12 protein-coding genes, 1 tRNA gene and 1 other RNA gene are annotated in these 17,250 nt (G+C 52.9%); 6 read left to right on the top strand and 8 right to left on the bottom strand.

Annotation, left to right across the window (positions count from 1 at the left end; genetic code table 11):
- Window positions 1–261: 261 nt before the first annotated feature.
- A complete protein-coding gene (gene adhE, locus H7R56_RS13345) occupies window positions 262–2,934 on the top strand; it encodes a bifunctional acetaldehyde-CoA/alcohol dehydrogenase (RefSeq protein WP_106930793.1) in 2,673 nt (890 codons plus the stop codon).
- A 141-nt stretch (window positions 2,935–3,075) separates the two neighbouring features.
- On the opposite strand, the gene tdk is transcribed toward adhE, so the two are convergent.
- Window positions 3,076–3,705, bottom strand: a complete 630-nt coding sequence (gene tdk / locus H7R56_RS13350; protein WP_106930791.1) for a thymidine kinase — start codon at window positions 3,703–3,705, stop codon at window positions 3,076–3,078.
- Between the two features lie 911 nt (window positions 3,706–4,616).
- Between tdk and hns the strand changes: the two genes are divergently transcribed.
- Entirely contained in the window at window positions 4,617–5,030 is a 414-nt protein-coding gene (gene hns / locus H7R56_RS13355) for a histone-like nucleoid-structuring protein H-NS (protein ID WP_064545023.1), read from the top strand.
- Window positions 5,031–5,191: 161 nt separating this feature from the next.
- On the opposite strand, the gene galU is transcribed toward hns, so the two are convergent.
- The 3 genes from galU to rssA all read right to left on the bottom strand — a co-directional run bounded on the left by galU (window position 5,192) and on the right by rssA (window position 8,433).
- Window positions 5,192–6,100 (bottom strand): UTP--glucose-1-phosphate uridylyltransferase GalU, encoded by a 909-nt coding sequence (galU, locus tag H7R56_RS13360; protein ID WP_106930789.1) that lies wholly within the window; start codon window positions 6,098–6,100, stop codon window positions 5,192–5,194.
- A gap of 316 nt (window positions 6,101–6,416) precedes the next feature.
- Complete coding sequence (gene rssB, locus H7R56_RS13365; RefSeq protein WP_106930787.1) at window positions 6,417–7,430, bottom strand: two-component system response regulator RssB; 1,014 nt, start codon at window positions 7,428–7,430, stop codon at window positions 6,417–6,419.
- A 91-nt stretch (window positions 7,431–7,521) separates the two neighbouring features.
- Window positions 7,522–8,433, bottom strand: coding sequence for a patatin-like phospholipase RssA (gene rssA, locus H7R56_RS13370; protein ID WP_106930785.1), 912 nt, complete (start codon window positions 8,431–8,433; stop codon window positions 7,522–7,524).
- Between the two features lie 113 nt (window positions 8,434–8,546).
- On the opposite strand from rssA, the gene H7R56_RS13375 reads away from it, so the two are divergent.
- From H7R56_RS13375 to H7R56_RS13390, 4 genes are all read left to right on the top strand, one after another.
- Complete coding sequence (locus H7R56_RS13375; RefSeq protein ID WP_106930783.1) at window positions 8,547–9,005, top strand: YchJ family protein; 459 nt, start codon at window positions 8,547–8,549, stop codon at window positions 9,003–9,005.
- Between the two features lie 46 nt (window positions 9,006–9,051).
- On the top strand, window positions 9,052–9,894 hold the full coding sequence (purU, locus tag H7R56_RS13380) for a formyltetrahydrofolate deformylase (RefSeq protein WP_106930781.1): 843 nt from the start codon (window positions 9,052–9,054) through the stop codon (window positions 9,892–9,894).
- Window positions 9,895–10,057: 163 nt separating this feature from the next.
- Window positions 10,058–10,142 (top strand) — tRNA-Tyr (locus H7R56_RS13385).
- A gap of 46 nt (window positions 10,143–10,188) precedes the next feature.
- A non-coding RNA gene (locus tag H7R56_RS13390) (RtT sRNA) lies at window positions 10,189–10,319 on the top strand.
- A 237-nt stretch (window positions 10,320–10,556) separates the two neighbouring features.
- Here the strand turns inward: H7R56_RS13390 and narI are convergent.
- Genes narI through H7R56_RS13410 form a run of 4 tightly spaced genes read right to left on the bottom strand, consistent with a single transcriptional unit; the run spans window position 10,557 to window position 17,219 of the window.
- Window positions 10,557–11,234, bottom strand: coding sequence for a respiratory nitrate reductase subunit gamma (narI, locus tag H7R56_RS13395; RefSeq protein WP_035895580.1), 678 nt, complete (start codon window positions 11,232–11,234; stop codon window positions 10,557–10,559).
- Window positions 11,234–11,944, bottom strand: a complete 711-nt coding sequence (gene narJ, locus H7R56_RS13400) for a nitrate reductase molybdenum cofactor assembly chaperone (RefSeq protein WP_035895581.1) — start codon at window positions 11,942–11,944, stop codon at window positions 11,234–11,236. The genes narI and narJ overlap by 1 nt, the downstream gene beginning before the upstream one ends.
- Window positions 11,941–13,479: a nitrate reductase subunit beta gene (narH, locus tag H7R56_RS13405; protein WP_106928863.1), complete on the bottom strand. Its 1,539-nt coding sequence runs from the start codon at window positions 13,477–13,479 to the stop codon at window positions 11,941–11,943. Before narH ends, narJ begins: the two co-directional genes overlap by 4 nt.
- Window positions 13,476–17,219, bottom strand: coding sequence for a nitrate reductase subunit alpha (locus H7R56_RS13410; protein ID WP_106928864.1), 3,744 nt, complete (start codon window positions 17,217–17,219; stop codon window positions 13,476–13,478). Before H7R56_RS13410 ends, narH begins: the two co-directional genes overlap by 4 nt.
- Between the last annotated feature and the right edge of the window lie 31 nt (window positions 17,220–17,250).

Raw genomic sequence — 17,250 nt, forward strand, 5'->3', positions numbered from 1 at the left:
CCTTAAATTTGATTTAGATCACGTAAATCGTACTCAGAAGTGGGTAATCTGCTTACACCGAAAGAGAAACGGCCTCATAAATAAGGCGTATTTTCCGGTAAGCTCCTTGGCTAAATCGAAGCTCTTTTAGTAAATCAGTGAATCAGTTTGTGGGTAACACCTTGTTTCCTTAACTCTTTCACCAGCTGCAGGTGATTTGTCTATACTGACTTGTCGAGCAGATGATTCACTAAAAAAGTTTAACATTATCAGGAGAGCATTATGGCTGTTACTAATATCGCTGAACTTAACGCACTCGTCGAGCGCGTAAAAAAAGCCCAGCGTGAATATGCCAGTTTCACTCAAGAGCAAGTTGATAAAATCTTCCGCGCCGCCGCCCTGGCTGCCGCAGATGCTCGAATTCCTCTCGCAAAAATGGCCGTTGCCGAATCCGGCATGGGTATTGTTGAAGATAAAGTGATCAAAAACCACTTCGCTTCTGAATATATCTATAACGCCTATAAAGATGAAAAAACCTGTGGCGTGCTGTCTGAAGACGACACCTTCGGTACCATCACCATCGCTGAACCCATCGGCATCATCTGCGGTATCGTACCGACCACTAACCCAACTTCTACCGCTATCTTCAAATCACTGATCAGCCTGAAGACGCGTAACGCCATCATCTTCTCTCCGCACCCGCGTGCGAAAGATGCGACCAACAAAGCAGCAGACATCGTTCTGCAGGCTGCAATCGCTGCTGGCGCGCCAAAAGATCTGATCGGCTGGATTGACCAACCGTCTGTAGAACTGTCTAACGCGCTGATGCATCACCCGGACATTAACCTGATCCTTGCGACCGGTGGTCCAGGCATGGTTAAAGCAGCATACAGCTCCGGTAAACCAGCAATCGGCGTTGGCGCAGGTAACACCCCTGTTGTTATCGACGAAACCGCTGATATCAAACGTGCTGTTGCATCTGTTCTGATGTCTAAAACCTTCGATAACGGCGTTATCTGTGCTTCTGAACAGTCCGTTGTTGTTGTTGACTCCGTTTACGATGCCGTTCGCGAACGTTTCGCCAGCCACGGCGGCTACATGCTGCAGGGCAAAGAGCTGAAAGCGGTTCAGGATATTATCCTGAAAAATGGCGCGCTGAACGCCGCTATCGTTGGTCAGCCGGCGCACAAAATTGCCGAACTGGCAGGCTTCACCGTACCAGAAACCACTAAGATTCTGATCGGCGAAGTGAAGGTTGTTGACGAAAGCGAACCGTTTGCTCACGAAAAACTGTCTCCAACCCTGGCGATGTATCGTGCAAAAGACTTCAACGATGCCGTTGAGAAAGCTGAAAAACTGGTTGCGATGGGCGGTATCGGTCATACCTCTTGCCTGTACACCGACCAGGACAACCAGCCAGAACGCGTTGCTCACTTCGGTCAGATGATGAAAACCGCGCGTATCCTGATCAACACCCCTGCTTCTCAGGGTGGTATCGGTGACCTCTACAACTTCAAACTCGCACCTTCCCTGACTCTGGGTTGTGGTTCATGGGGTGGTAACTCCATCTCTGAAAACGTTGGTCCTAAGCACCTGATCAACAAGAAAACCGTTGCTAAGCGAGCTGAAAACATGTTGTGGCACAAACTTCCGAAGTCTATCTACTTCCGTCGTGGCTCACTGCCAATCGCGTTAGATGAGCTGATTACTGATGGCCACAAACGTGCTCTGATCGTGACCGACCGCTTCCTGTTCAACAACGGCTATGCAGACCAGATCACTTCTGTACTGAAAGCGGCTGGCGTTGAAACTGACGTATTCTTCGAAGTTGAAGCTGACCCGACTCTGACCATCGTTCGTAAAGGTGCAGAGCTGGCGAACTCCTTCAAACCAGACGTGATTATCGCGCTGGGCGGCGGTTCCCCGATGGACGCAGCAAAAATCATGTGGGTCATGTACGAACACCCAGAAACGCACTTCGAAGAACTGGCGCTGCGCTTTATGGATATCCGTAAACGTATCTACAAGTTCCCGAAAATGGGCGTGAAAGCAAAAATGGTTGCGATCACCACCACTTCCGGTACCGGTTCTGAAGTGACTCCGTTTGCGGTTGTAACCGACGATGCAACTGGCCAGAAATACCCACTGGCTGACTACGCGCTGACGCCTGACATGGCGATTGTTGACGCCAACCTGGTCATGGATATGCCGAAGTCCCTGTGTGCTTTCGGTGGTCTGGATGCCGTCACTCACGCCCTGGAAGCTTACGTTTCCGTACTGGCTTCTGAGTTCTCCGACGGTCAGGCTCTGCAGGCGCTGAAACTGCTGAAAGAAAACCTGCCAGCGTCTTACCATGAAGGTTCTAAGAACCCGGTAGCACGTGAGCGTGTACACAGTGCAGCCACCATCGCCGGTATTGCGTTTGCGAACGCCTTCCTGGGCGTATGTCACTCAATGGCGCACAAGCTGGGCTCTCAGTTCCACATTCCTCACGGTCTGGCGAACGCCCTGCTGATCAGCAACGTTATTCGTTATAACGCGAACGACAACCCGACTAAACAGACTGCATTCAGCCAGTACGACCGTCCGCAGGCTCGTCGTCGCTACGCTGAAATCGCTGACCATCTGGGGCTGTCTGCTCCGGGCGACCGTACCGCAGCGAAAATCGAAAAACTGCTGGGCTGGCTGGAAGAAATCAAAGCTGAGCTGGGTATTCCTAAGTCTATCCGTGAAGCTGGTGTGCAGGAAGCTGACTTCCTGGCACACGTGGACAAACTGTCTGAAGATGCGTTTGATGACCAGTGTACTGGTGCTAACCCACGTTACCCGCTGATTTCTGAACTGAAACAGATTCTGCTGGATACCTACTACGGTCGTGAGTTCGTTGAAGGCGCGCCGGCAGTAGAGAAAAAAGAAGCTGCACCGGCTAAAGCTGAGAAAAAAGCGAAAAAATAATTCGCTTTAACGCTCGCTGAAAGCACAAAGAACAAGCCCCATCCTCGTGATGGGGCTTTTTTTATTACCGTGAAATCAGCAATAAAAAACGCGCTTCTACTCCCCGGCGATGACAGGGGGTAGAAACGCGTCTGAAGGCGTTTAGCAGGAACGATGGGCTAGACGATGCTTATCCTGAATAACGGCCAGAGAGCCTGTTTCCAGCGCTTCTTTGTAATGTTTTCGACAAACGGAGACATAGCGCTCATTACCGCCAATCACCACCTGCTCACCTTCATTGTAAGGACGCCCTTCCTGATCGAGACGCAGCACCATACTGGCCTTCCGCCCGCAGAAGCAGATGGTTTTTAATTCCACCAGTTTGTCGGAGAGCGCCAGCAAATATTGGCTGCCGATAAACAGTTCGCCGCGAAAGTCCGTTCTCAGCCCGTAGCACAATACGGGGATATCGAGGTTATCTACCACGTCAGAAAGCGCATAGACCTGCTCTCGGGTCAGGAACTGGCATTCATCCACCAGCACGCAGTTAACCTGCTCACGGGCGTTCTCCGCACGAATTTCGTCAAACAGGTCGCTACTCTGGTTAAACAGCTTCGCTGGCGAAGAAAGGCCAATTCGCGAGCTGACTTTACCGGCACCAAAGCGGTCGTCTATTTCCGCGGTATAAACCACGGTGCGCATGCCGCGCTCCTGATAGTTGTACGACGACTGCAACAGGGCGGTCGACTTCCCGGCATTCATTGCTGAGTAGTAGAAATAAAGTTGTGCCATTGGCTGAGAAATCCTAATCGATGCGTTTTTTAAACGGAGCGCAGTGTAACATATTTTATCCCCAGGCTTCCTGCGTCATCCATACCATTTCCCCCTTACTTCGCACCAGCAACGCCAGAGAGGGATGAAAAAGGTCGGTAAAACCGAAATTAAACGGCTGCAGAGGTTTATTGCTGCCTATTTATAACCGACATAGAGGTAACTGCATCATAAATCTGAAATATTTAACCGCATCCCGTTCAGTCAGACGTCAATGTACCGCACACCGTGCGCCCACAAATTAGCTCGACAGGTTAATAGTTGAAAAGATTAATGAGTTTGCCTGAAAAAATGTGATCGCCGACAAATTGTGTAGCGCACTGCCGGGTATTGTTATCTGTAAATTAAACAGCATCGGCTTGAAATAACATCGCCATAACTATGGACTTAACCCTGTGAACCCCATTACGCCGGGCTTATTACCGTAGTTTCCTTGTTGGAATCGTTTTCTCTACCCAACAATTTACCCATACACGCGCTGAGGCAAATAGATGAATAGCGGTTAAGGATACCGCTGCCGAAAGCCGGCCTGGAGGCAGAATGGTTGAGCAGCGTAACCATTCATCATCGATAAAGTAATGCACAAAATGGATGCAACCACGCTAATACATAAGGTTGATATTTATCCATACGGGGTATATTTATGCACCCGTGTGCTTCAGCATGGCACTCGTTATCCCGCTGCGCTTTCCCGCAATAACGACCGATCAACCGAAGAAGTCTGGCCGCAATTTAACTTATAAATATTAATGGCAGCATCAAATAACACGTTATTTTGAATTCCTTACATTCTTCCCTATTGCACATCTGATTTTATCGCTCTATTATTACTTCAACAAACCACCCCACAATATAAGTTTGAGATTACTACAATGAGCGAAGCACTTAAAATTTTGAACAACATCCGTACTCTTCGTGCGCAGGCAAGAGAATGCACCCTTGAAACGCTTGAAGAAATGCTGGAAAAATTAGAAGTTGTTGTTAACGAACGTCGCGAAGAAGAAAACGCAGCTGCTGCGGAAATCGAAGAGCGTACCCGTAAACTGCAACAATATCGCGAAATGCTGATTGCTGACGGTATTGATCCGAACGAACTGCTGAATAGCATGGCTGCTGCTAAAACCGGCACCAAAGCAAAACGCGCTGCACGCCCGGCTAAATATAGCTATGTTGACGAAAACGGCGAAACCAAAACCTGGACCGGCCAGGGTCGTACCCCGGCAGTTATCAAAAAAGCGATGGACGAACAGGGTAAATCTCTGGACGACTTCCTGATCAAGGATTAATCCTTACGCTTCGCAAAAATCCCGCTACGGCGGGATTTTTTATATCCACAATACCCCGTCTGCACGAACGCACCTACGCAAGCACGCTCATTTTTTATCCTTTTGTGTTATTCAGAAATAAAAAAACCGGGTTTCCCCGGCTTTTTAGAGCATCCGTTATATTACTTAGCAATGCCCAGCGTATCTTGCAGCCACGCTTTGAACTCTTCGCCCAGCGTATTGTGACGAATACCGTATTCAACAAACGCCTGCATATAACCCAGCTTATTACCACAGTCATGGCTTTTGCCTTTCATATGGTATGCTTCGACGGTTTCTTTATCGATCAGCATATCAATCGCGTCAGTCAGCTGGATTTCATCGCCGGCTCCCGGAGGGGTCTTCGCCAGCAGCGGCCAGATATCCGCGCCAAGAACATAACGCCCAACGACCGCCAGATTAGACGGCGCAACGTCGGCTTTCGGCTTCTCAACGACGCCCACCATCGGTACGCTGTCGCCAGGCTTCAGCTCTGCGCCTTTGCAGTCAACCACGCCGTAGGCCGTCACGTCTGCAACCGGTTCGACCATGATTTGGCTCACGCCGGTTTCATCGAAACGGCTAATCATTTCGGCCAGGTTTTCACGGCTCAGATCGGATTCATATTCGTCGAGAATAACGTCCGGCAGAATGACCGCAACGGGCTCATCGCCGACCACCGGGTGCGCGCACAGTACCGCGTGGCCCAGGCCTTTCGCCAGACCCTGGCGAACCTGCATAATGGTGACGTGCGGCGGGCAAATAGCCTGCACTTCGTCGAGAAGCTGACGCTTAACGCGCTTCTCCAGCATCGCTTCAAGTTCGAAGCTGGTGTCGAAGTGGTTTTCAATAGAATTCTTAGAAGAATGAGTCACCAGCACAATTTCAGTGATACCAGCTGCAATACACTCGTTCACGACATACTGAATTAAAGGCTTATCCACCAGCGGCAGCATTTCCTTAGGAATTGCTTTGGTGGCAGGCAACATCCTTGTACCTAATCCGGCAACCGGGATAACAGCCTTTCTTACTTTCGAATTTAGGGCAGCCATTCAAATCTCCTGAACTGTTCAAACTTTGAACTTGCTCGTTTATTAATAACGCGCCGAGTATATCATCACAACCTACTGAGGCTGCTCTGAAAAGGACGCGATGACCTCGAATTAAGATTTATACTCGAAAGTCGGGCTGAAGGAGGAGCGCCGCCCATAAGATCGGCGCTGGCATAAATCACCTAAGCCGAAGATAACGGGTTCGTTCAACGCACAGCACGCTGAAGTATGACGAGTATATCCACATCAATTTGCCTGATAGTATCACCACGGCAGTTAAGCTGTTAAAGCTATCCCTGAAAAAAAATGCGTTTGCTCATTCCGCAGACAACATTAAGCGTAAACGGCCGCCTTTACCCCAAATCTGGCACTGCCATGAAGTGCAGCGCTGGCTTATTTGGTTAAGGTAGGCGTTTCCTAACGTACCCAGCGGTACGCCATTGCTTATTTGTATTTGATGGTCGCCGGTATTTAATGTGCCGTTCAAACCGGCCGATACCAGGATAAGATTTTTTAACCCGCTGTGATAATAACCCACCAGCAGCGGGAACTGGCCGGGTAGATTGGCCTGACGGAGCAGTTGATTAACCTGTTTTAACAAACTGCCTAATTCTGGCAGACGCTGGCCTTGATGCGCGAACTGCTCTTGCAGCAGACCATTAAACAGCACACGTAATAGCAATGCGGCAAGAACGCCATTATCACCCGCGCGGGTAACATCCAGACAATAAAATGCCAGATCGTGTTCAGAAAGCGGCGCAATATCCAAAACTAAGCCTGGCGCATCCACCGCCATCAGCTGGCGATAATTTATCCGGCAATGGGATATTTTTTGCTGCACCGGCGGCTGTAGCTCTTGTAACAGTTTTGCCGCCGCTGCCGGATTGCTCACTAACGCATCCCAATCTTCAAATAACCGCTCTTCCTCTTCCACTCGGGAATTAAACATATTGGGATACAGACAAGCCAGCACGGTTTCCCGCAGCCGGTTGAGGTCTTTTACCGGCTTTAATAACACATCCTGCACGCCAAGGCGCAGTGCCCTCGCGATATCGGCCATATTTTCAGTCGCGGAAATAATCAGAATCGGCAAGGTATCACCTGCATTACGCAAATGCTCCACCAGCTGCAGGCCGTTCATCCTTGGCATGGCCAGGTCGCAAATCATCAGATCTGGCCTCTGACACTCTATCTGCGAGAGCGCATCAACGCCGTCCTGGGCCAGCAACGTGCGCGCGCCAAGCGACGAAAGCCATGAATCCATAAGTGAGCGGAAAACGGGTTCGTCTTCGACAATTAAAATGTGTTTACCCGCCAACGGCTGCGTCATGATATCTCCCCTGCCCGACGATATTTAAATAGTGGCATGCTATTGCGATCATCGCCTTTCAGATTTTGCTGAAGTAGTCGAAAAAAGTGCCTTAAGTTGAACTCTGAACCAAAGGCAAAAGCTCATCTGTCTTTTTTTCAACCGCTTGTTGGCCCGCGGCGATTGCAGATGAGGCTCGATGAAAATCCAGAGTTGAGATCTGGGGACAAAACGGTTGCAGTAAAATATCCGGCGGGTCACCCGCCATGCGGTTACGCTTGAGACGGTTTTCCAGCACCTGTATCGATGTGGTCATGATTTCCATTGCCGTAGGCGCCACCACGGAACGACGTGAGGCAACGCGTCCTAGCCGAGCGCGCAGGCGTTCATGCCATGATAGCTCATCGGGAGACTCATCGATCTCCGCATCGGGTTGAATATTCACGGACAGCAGATCCTGCTGCATAAGATGTGCGTCATGTTGCAAATCGACAGCGATAACAATGTCCGCGCCCAGCGCACGCGTGAGCGAAACCGGTACCGGGTTAACCACCGCACCGTCAACTAACCAGTAGCCGTTATGCAACACCGGCGCCATCAGACCGGGAATACTGCATGACGCGCGCACGGCCATATGTAAATCACCTTCCGTAAACCACAACTCGCGACCGGTGCTTAAATTGGTGGCGACGGCCGCAAAGCGTCGCTCGCACTGCTCAATGGTGTCATTGGGCATAATCTGCCGATATTGATTAAATACGCGTTCACCGCGCAGCAACCCACCGCGCCGCCAGGAGAGATCCATCAGGCGCAGTACATCCCAGTAGCTAAACGAACACACCCACTGCTCGAGCGCGGGAAGCTGGTTGCTGGCGTAAGCTGCCCCTACCAGTGAACCAATAGAGCAACCGGCAACAATATCAACTTCAATGCCCATTTTCTGTAGCGCTTTAATCACGCCGATATGCGACCAGCCGCGCGCCGCTCCTGAACCCAACGCCAGGCCGATTTTAATTTTTCTCATTGTTACCGACGAACATCCTCTTATTTCTGGCGTGGCATCATCTCCATCGCTCGGTTACCATATCGCAATCAGGCGAAACCTCGCCGTTATTTTATCGAATCAGGGAGATCTCTTTGTCTGAACTTTGCCCTTGTGGGAGCGCTCTCGAGTATAGCTTATGTTGCCAGCCTTATCTGTCTGGCAATGCCGCGGCCCCCAGCCCATCGAGTCTTATGCGTTCGCGCTATTGCGCCTTCGTGAAGAAGGATGCAGATTATCTGGTGAAAACCTGGCACCCCACCTGTCAGGCCGACGCGTTTCGCGACGACATTCGCAACGGTTTCGCCCATACTGAATGGCTGGGGCTCACCGTTTTCGCCGAGGAAGACGGCCGCCACGCCGACGAAGGCTTCGTGAGCTTCGTTGCCCGTTTTCGTGAACATAACAAGAACGGCGCCATCATTGAGCGTTCACGATTCTTAAAAGAAAACGGGCAGTGGTATTATATCGATGGCACACGGCCAGTCATTGGCAGAAACGATCCCTGCCCCTGTGGTTCAGGGAAGAAATTTAAAAAATGCTGCGGGCAGTAGGCCCGGCAACAGCTTCGCAAACATCATCAACAGGATTTACCCGGCAATGCATTCCATCCAACGAAAAGTTTTACGCACAATCTGCCCTGACCAGAAAGGCCTGATCGCGCGCATTACCAATATCTGTTACAAACACGAACTGAACATCGTGCAGAACAATGAATTTGTCGATCACCGCACCGGGCGTTTCTTTATGCGTACCGAGCTGGAAGGGATCTTCAACGATGCAACCCTGCTGGCCGATCTGGACAGCGCCCTGCCGGAAGGTTCGGTACGCGAGCTGAATCCCGCCGGGCGTCGCCGTATCGTGATTCTGGTGACCAAAGAGGCGCACTGCCTGGGCGATTTGTTAATGAAGGCGAACTACGGCGGCCTGGACGTTGAGATTGCTGCCGTTATTGGCAACCATGATACGCTGCGTTCGCTGGTTGAACGTTTTGGTATTCCGTTCGAACTGGTCAGCCACGAGGGTCTTGCCCGCGAGGAGCACGACAAGCTGATGGCGGATGCCATTGAAGCCCACCAGCCGGATTATGTCGTGCTCGCGAAATATATGCGCGTGCTGACGCCGGAGTTTGTTGCCCGCTTCCCGAACAAAATCATCAATATTCACCACTCGTTCCTGCCGGCCTTTATCGGCGCGCGTCCGTATCACCAGGCCTATGAACGCGGCGTGAAGATCGTTGGTGCCACCGCCCACTACGTCAACGATAACCTGGACGAAGGTCCGATCATTATGCAGGATGTGATTCACGTCGATCATACCTATACAGCAGAAGATATGATGCGCGCCGGGCGCGATGTAGAAAAAAACGTGCTCAGCCGCGCGCTTTATCAGGTGCTGGCGCAGCGCGTCTTTGTGTACGGTAACCGGACGATTATTCTTTAATCGTTAGCGAAATGAATTGATTAGCTTTAACCCGTTACGGATAAAAAGCAGGCAAACAGTTCATTTTCGACAAACGAATGCTTTACAGCGGCGCGTCATTTGATATGATGCGCCCCGCTTCCCGAGAAGGAAGCAGGCCAGTAAAACCTAGCATTACCCCAGTGGTGGGGTTCCCGAGCGGCCAAAGGGAGCAGACTGTAAATCTGCCGTCATCGACTTCGAAGGTTCGAATCCTTCCCCCACCACCATCACTTCCTGATAGTATCTCATTTAATTAAAACGCTAAAATTGTATATTCTGCCCATGCGGAGAAGGATGAGAAGCTTCGACTAAGGTTCGATTCGAGCGTAGCGAGAAAGCGTTGTCGCAGACAACGACCCGAAGGGCGAAGCGCGTAGCGCTGAGTAATCCTTCCCCCACCACCACCTTCTCTCGGTAGTATCTCCTCTGATTAAATATTCAAATCTTTCTCAGTTATTTCTTTTATTTCTCTAGCTCTATCTTGCGTCTTTGCCATATATATCCCGGCGGCGCTGCGCTTGGCCGGGCTACAAATGCTTCGATATCCGTGTAGCCCGGCCAAGCGCAGCGCCGCCGGGGAACACAGGCCGCACAAACAAAAAACCCCGCCGAAGCGGGGTTTAGCACGTCACTACGCCGTATTAATGGCGCGCACGAACAATCTGATACTTGCGGGTCAAATACTCGACCGGCACGCTCCAGATGTGCACCAGACGCGAGAATGGGAACAGCAGGAACAGCGTCATCCCCAGCACCAGGTGCATACGATAGATAAACGCCACGCCGTCCAGGTGTGCAGACGCACCACCGTGGAAGGTCACCACGGACTGCGCCCAACCAACCAGTTTCATCATCTCGCTGCCGTCCATATGTTGCGCCGAGAACGGAATGGTCAGCAGGCCCAGCGCACACTGGATAACCAGCACGGAAAGCACCAGGATGTCAGCACCGGTCGTCGTCGCACGCACGCGTGGGCTGAACAAACGGCGTTTAAGTAACAGCACGCCGCCGACCAGACACATCAAGCCAGCCGCGCCACCGCCAAACATCGCCATCTTCTGTTTGACTTCCAGCGGCAGCCACGCTTCATACATCCAGTGCGGCGTCAGCATACCCAGGAAGTGACCGGCGAACACGCCCAGGATCCCAAGGTGGAACAGGTTAGATGCGAGATTCATCCCTTTACGATCCAGCATCTGGCTGGACGCGGCGCGCCAGGTGTACTGACCGTAGTCGTAACGTAGCCAGCTGCCAATCAGGAAGACAGAACCCGCTATGTACGGATAAATGTCGAAGAAGAACATATTCAGGAAGTGCATTATTGCTGTCCTCCGTTAGAGATATTCAGATATTGCGGGGCCACGGCTCCAGCAAAGCGACGCTGGTGGTTAGTAATTTCCGAGTCACCACAGCCCTGGTCGGCAAAGAATTTCACCTGCTCTTCTTCCCACACCGCATCCAGCGCCTGAGGCGTATCATCGCGCGCTTCGTCGGCAATTTTTTCCGCCACTTTCGCTTCATCAACCGCGCTGTTCGCAAGCTTCAGCAACTGCTCAAACAGCACCGCATAACGACTCTCACGCTGTTGCAGACGCGCGCAGAGCAGCGCCAGAATCGGCGCGATGTCCTGCAAGCCGCCAATCGCTTCGCTCTCTGGCAGCTGCGCCAGGTACTCCAGATACAGCGGCAGGTGGTCCGGCAGCTCGCGGCTGTCGAGAACCAGGCCATGCTGCTCGTACTGATTCAGCAGATCGACCATCGCCTGCCCGCGGTCGCGGGATTCGCCATGCACGTGTTCGAACAGCAGCAGCGACGTCGCACGACCGCGGTCAAACAGCTCGCTGTAGGCAGCCTGAGCATCCAGCAGATCCTGCGCGGTTAAATCGCGCAGGAAAACGCCCAGCGCCTGGGCATCCGCTTTTTCCAGTTTTTCTGATTCAGACAGAACGTCAAAGAGTTCGCCTTGATGCTGCCATAAGGCAGCATCCGGGTACTCAAGGAGACGTGAAATCACCACGAGTTCAATCATGCGTGTGGCTCCGTTTTGCTGCTCACATCCACAGAATCAATACGACGGCTGTTGAACAGGTTGAACTTGCTGTCCGAACCGTGGCAGCCATCGCCGAAGCTAAAGCCACAACCGTTTTTCTCCGGGAACGCGTCGCGCGCTTGTTCACGGTGACTGCTTGGTACCACGAAACGATCTTCGTAGTTGGCAATCGCCAGGTAACGGTACATTTCCTGCGCCTGCGCTTCGGTCAGACCGACCTCTTCCAGCGCGCGGGTATCAATCACACCGTCAACGGTCTCGGTACGTTTGAAATGGCGCATCGCCAGCATACGTTTCAGCGCCAGCACTACCGGTTGGGTGTCGCCTGCGGTCAGCAGGTTTGCCAGGTACTGAACCGGGATACGCAGGCTTTCCACGTCCGGCAGAATGCCGTTGCTGCCCAGTTCACCCGCATCGGCTGCGGACTGAATCGGTGACAGCGGTGGCACATACCAGACCATCGGCAGCGTGCGGTATTCCGGGTGCAGCGGCAGTGCCAGCTTCCAGTCCATCGCCATTTTATAAACCGGCGATTTCTGTGCTGCATCAATCACGCTCAGCGGGATACCGTCTTTCTGCGCCTGCTCGATCACTTTCGGATCGTTCGGATCGAGGAACACGTCCAGCTGACGCTGATACAGGTCTTTCTCGTTCTCGGTGCTGGCTGCGGTTTCAATGGCATCCGCGTCGTACAGCAGCACGCCGAGGTAACGAATACGGCCCACGCAGGTTTCAGAACATACTGTCGGTTGACCGGCTTCGATACGCGGGTAACAGAAAACGCATTTTTCCGATTTACCGCTTTTCCAGTTGAAGTAGATTTTTTTGTACGGGCAGCCGGTGATGCACATACGCCAGCCGCGGCACTTATCCTGATCGATCAGTACGATGCCATCTTCTTCACGCTTGTAAATTGCACCGCTCGGGCAAGTAGCAACACACGCCGGATTCAGGCAGTGCTCGCACAGGCGAGGCAGGTACATCATGAAGGTGTTTTCGAACTGGCCGTACATTGCCTTCTGCATGTTCTCGAAGTTTTTGTCTTTCGACAGCTTCTCGAACTCACCGCCGAGGTCGTCTTCCCAGTTCGGACCCTTGGTGATTTTGTCCATGCGCTTGCCGGTAATCAGCGAGCGTGGACGTGCAATCGGCTGCGCCTTGCTATCAGCCGGCGCGTTGTGCAGCGTCTGGTAGTCAAAATCAAACGGCTCGTAGTAATCATCCAGACCCGGAAGATGCGGGTTGGCGAAGATTTTACCCAGCAGCAGCGCTTTGTTACCCATGCGCGGTACCAGCTTGCCGTTGATTTTACGGATCCAACCGCCTTTGTACTTCTCCTGATCTTCCCAGTTGGTCGGGAAACCGGTGCCCGGCTTGGTTTCAACGTTGTTAAACCATGCGTACTCGGTCCCTTCACGGCTGGTCCAGACGTTTTTACAGGTGACTGAGCAGGTATGACAGCCGATGCATTTATCGAGATTCAGCACCATGCCGACTTGTGAACGAATTTTCATTTTACGCTCTCCTGTACCTGGTCATTGCCTTCGCCGTCCAGCCAGTTAATGTTCTTCATCTTACGTACCACCACGAACTCATCACGGTTTGAACCTACGGTGCCGTAGTAGTTAAAGCCGTAGGCCAGGTGCGCATAGCCACCGATCATATGGGTCGGTTTTGGCGTAATGCGGGTCACCGAGTTATGGATACCGCCGCGTTGACCGGTAATTTCTGAACCCGGCAGGTTCACGATACGTTCCTGCGCGTGGTACATCATGGTCATGCCGGCCGGTACACGCTGGCTGACTACCGCACGCGCGGTCAGTGCACCGTTGTTGTTAAAGACTTCAATCCAGTCGTTGTCTTCAATACCGATCTCTTTGGCATCTTCTTCACTCATCCACACCACCGGGCCGCCGCGACCTAAAGTCAGCATCAGCAGGTTGTCGCTGTAGGTAGAGTGAATGCCCCATTTCTGGTGCGGCGTCAGGAAGTTCAGCGCCTTCTCTGGGTAACCGTTGGATTTCTTACCCATCACCTCTTTTACCGAGCGGGTGTCGATAGGCGGACGGTAAACCAGCAGGCTTTCCCCGAAGTCGCGCATCCACTGGTGATCCTGATACAGCGACTGACGACCAGACAGCGTACGCCATGGAATCAGCTCGTGAACGTTGGTATAACCAGCGTTGTAAGAGACGTGTTCGTCTTCCAGACCGGACCAGGTTGGGCTGGAGATAATCTTGCGCGGCTGCGCCTGAATATCACGGAAGCGAATTTTTTCGTCTTCTTTGTTGAGCGCCAGATGCGTGTGGTCACGACCGGTAAACTCACTCAGCGCCGCCCAAGCTTTTACTGCCACCTGACCGTTGGTTTCCGGGGCGAGAGTCAGAATCATCTCTGCGGCGTCGATTGCTGTGTCCAGCTTAGGCTGGCCTTTCGCCGGGCCTTCCGTCTTGGTGTAGTTGAGCTTACGCAGCAGATCCATTTCACTCTGGGTGTTCCAGGCAATCCCTTTACCGCCGTTACCGATTTTTTCCATCAATGGGCCGATAGAGGTAAAGCGTTCATAGGTTGCCGGATAATCACGCTCAACCGGAATAATGTGCGGTGCGGTTTTGCCCGGAATCAGGTCGCATTCGCCTTTTTTCCAGTCCTTCACGTCTAACGGCTGTGCCAGTTCGGCAGCGGAGTCGTGCTGAATTGGCAGCGTGACAACGTCGGTTTCTTTACCAAGGTGCCCCACGCAGACTTCGGAGAATGTCTTCGCGATGCCTTTGTAGATTTCCCAGTCGCTTTTTGATTCCCAGGCCGGGTCAACGGCGGCAGACAGCGGATGAATAAACGGATGCATATCCGAAGTATTCATATCGTCTTTTTCATACCAGGTCGCGGTAGGCAGCACGATGTCGGAGTATAGACAGGTGCTCGACAGACGGAAGTCCAGCGTCACCACCAGATCCAGCTTGCCGTCGAGGCCGTTATCCTGCCATTCCACTTCTTCCGGCTTCACGCCGCCCTGCTTGCCGAGATCCAGCCCCTGAATGCCGTGCTCGGTACCCAGCAGGTACTTCAGCATGTATTCGTGACCTTTACCGGAAGAGCCCAGCAGGTTAGAACGCCAGATGAACAGGTTACGCGGGTGGTTTTTACCGTTTTCCGGCTGTTCAGCCGCAAAACGGATAGAACCTTCTTTCAGCGCTTTAACGGTGTAGTCCACCGGGGTCATACCCGCTTTCTTCGCTTCATCGGCAATGCGCAGTGGGTTAGTACCTAACTGCGGAGCAGACGGCAGCCAGCCCATGCGTTCAGCACGCACGTTGAAGTCCAGCAGGTGACCGGTATAGCGAGATTTGTCCGCCAGCGGTGACAGCAGTTCCTGTGCAGTAACCGACTCATAGCGCCATTGGCTCGAGTGGTTATAGAAGTAGGACGTACTGTTCATATGACGAGCCGGACGCTGCCAGTCAAGGGCAAACGCCAGCGGCTGCCAGCCGGTCTGCGGACGCAGTTTTTCCTGGCCTACGTAGTGTGCCCAGCCGCCGCCGCTCTGACCGACGCAGCCGCAGAACACCAGCATGTTAATCAAACCACGATAGTTCATATCGAGGTGGTACCAGTGGTTCAGACCGGCACCGACGATGATCATCGAACGACCATGCGTCTTATCGGCGTTATCGGCGAACTCACGCGCGATACGGACGATCTGCGCGCTGGATACACCGGTGATTTTCTCAGCCCACGCCGGGGTGTACGCTTTAATATCTTCGTAGCTGGTTGCGCAGTTTTCATCGTTCAGGCCGCGTTCCAGGCCGTAGTTGGCCATGGTCAGGTCATAAACGGTGGTCACCAGCGCGGTGCTGCCGTCTGCCAGCTGCAGGCGTTTCACCGGCAGTTTGTGCAGCAGAATATTTTCCAGTTCTACGCTGGCGAAGTGTTCGGTACCGTCGCCGCCAAAGTACGGGAAGCCAACCTGTGCAACATCGTCATGGCTGCCCAGCAGGCTAAGGCGCAGCTCAACCTCTTCGCCGGTTTTGCCGTCGCGCTGTTCGAGGTTCCACTTACCTTTATCGCCCCAGCGGTAACCGATGGAACCGTTTGGCGCGATCATCTCGCCTTTTTCATCAAAAGCGACGGTTTTCCATTCTGGATGCTCTTCCTGGCCCAGGCCATCAACCAGATCCGCTGCGCGCAGCATACGGCCCGCGGCGTAGAAGCCGTCACGCTCTTCCAGCATCACCAGCATTGGCATGTCGGTATAGCGGCGAACGTAATCGGTGAAGTACTGGCTCGGCTTGTCGAGGTGGAATTCACGCAGCATCACGTGGCCCATGGCCAGCGCCATGGCCGCATCGGTACCCTGCTTCGGTGCTAACCACAGGTCGCAAAGTTTAGCGATTTCAGCGTAGTCCGGCGTGATAGCAACGGTTTTGGTGCCTTTATAGCGAACTTCGGTGAAGAAGTGGGCATCAGGGGTACGCGTCTGCGGAACGTTGGAACCCCAGGCGAGGATGTAGCTTGAGTTATACCAGTCGGCTGATTCTGGAACGTCAGTCTGCTCACCCCAGGTCTGCGGAGAAGCCGGCGGCAGGTCGCAGTACCAATCGTAGAAGCTCAGGCAGGTACCGCCAATCAGGGAAAGGTAACGTGCGCCGGAGGCGTAGGAGACCATCGACATCGCCGGAATTGGCGAGAAGCCTGCCACACGGTCTGGGCCGTAGGTTTTTACGGTGTAGACGTTAGACGCCGCAATCAGCTCATTCACTTCCTGCCAGGAGGAACGAACGAAACCACCGCGACCACGCGCCTGCTTAAAGCTTTTCGCTTTATCCGCATCTTCAATAATGGAGGCCCAGGCATCAACCGGATCGCTGTGCAGTTTCTTCGCATCACGCCACATTTTCATCAGGCGTTTACGCATCAGCGGGTATTTCAGGCGGTTGGCGCTGTAGAGGTACCAGGAATAGCTCGCGCCGCGCGGGCAGCCACGAGGTTCGTGGTTCGGCAGGTCCGGGCGGGTGCGCGGATAGTCAGTCTGCTGGGTTTCCCAGGTGACCAGACCGTTTTTAACGTAGATTTTCCAGCTGCAGGAACCGGTGCAGTTTACGCCGTGCGTGGAACGAACCACCTTGTCATGCTGCCAGCGCTGGCGGTATCCATCTTCCCAATCCCGGTTGGTATTTAGAATCTGTCCGTGCCCATCGGCAAATGTTTCACCCTTTTGTTTAAAGTAGCGAAACCGGTCCAGGAATTTACTCATCGGGTCTCTCCTGTGTGGAGCCTGACGGCTC

It is taken from the genome of Klebsiella sp. WP3-W18-ESBL-02 (assembly GCF_014168815.1).
Taxonomy (GTDB): Bacteria; Pseudomonadota; Gammaproteobacteria; order Enterobacterales; family Enterobacteriaceae; genus Kluyvera; species Kluyvera ascorbata_B.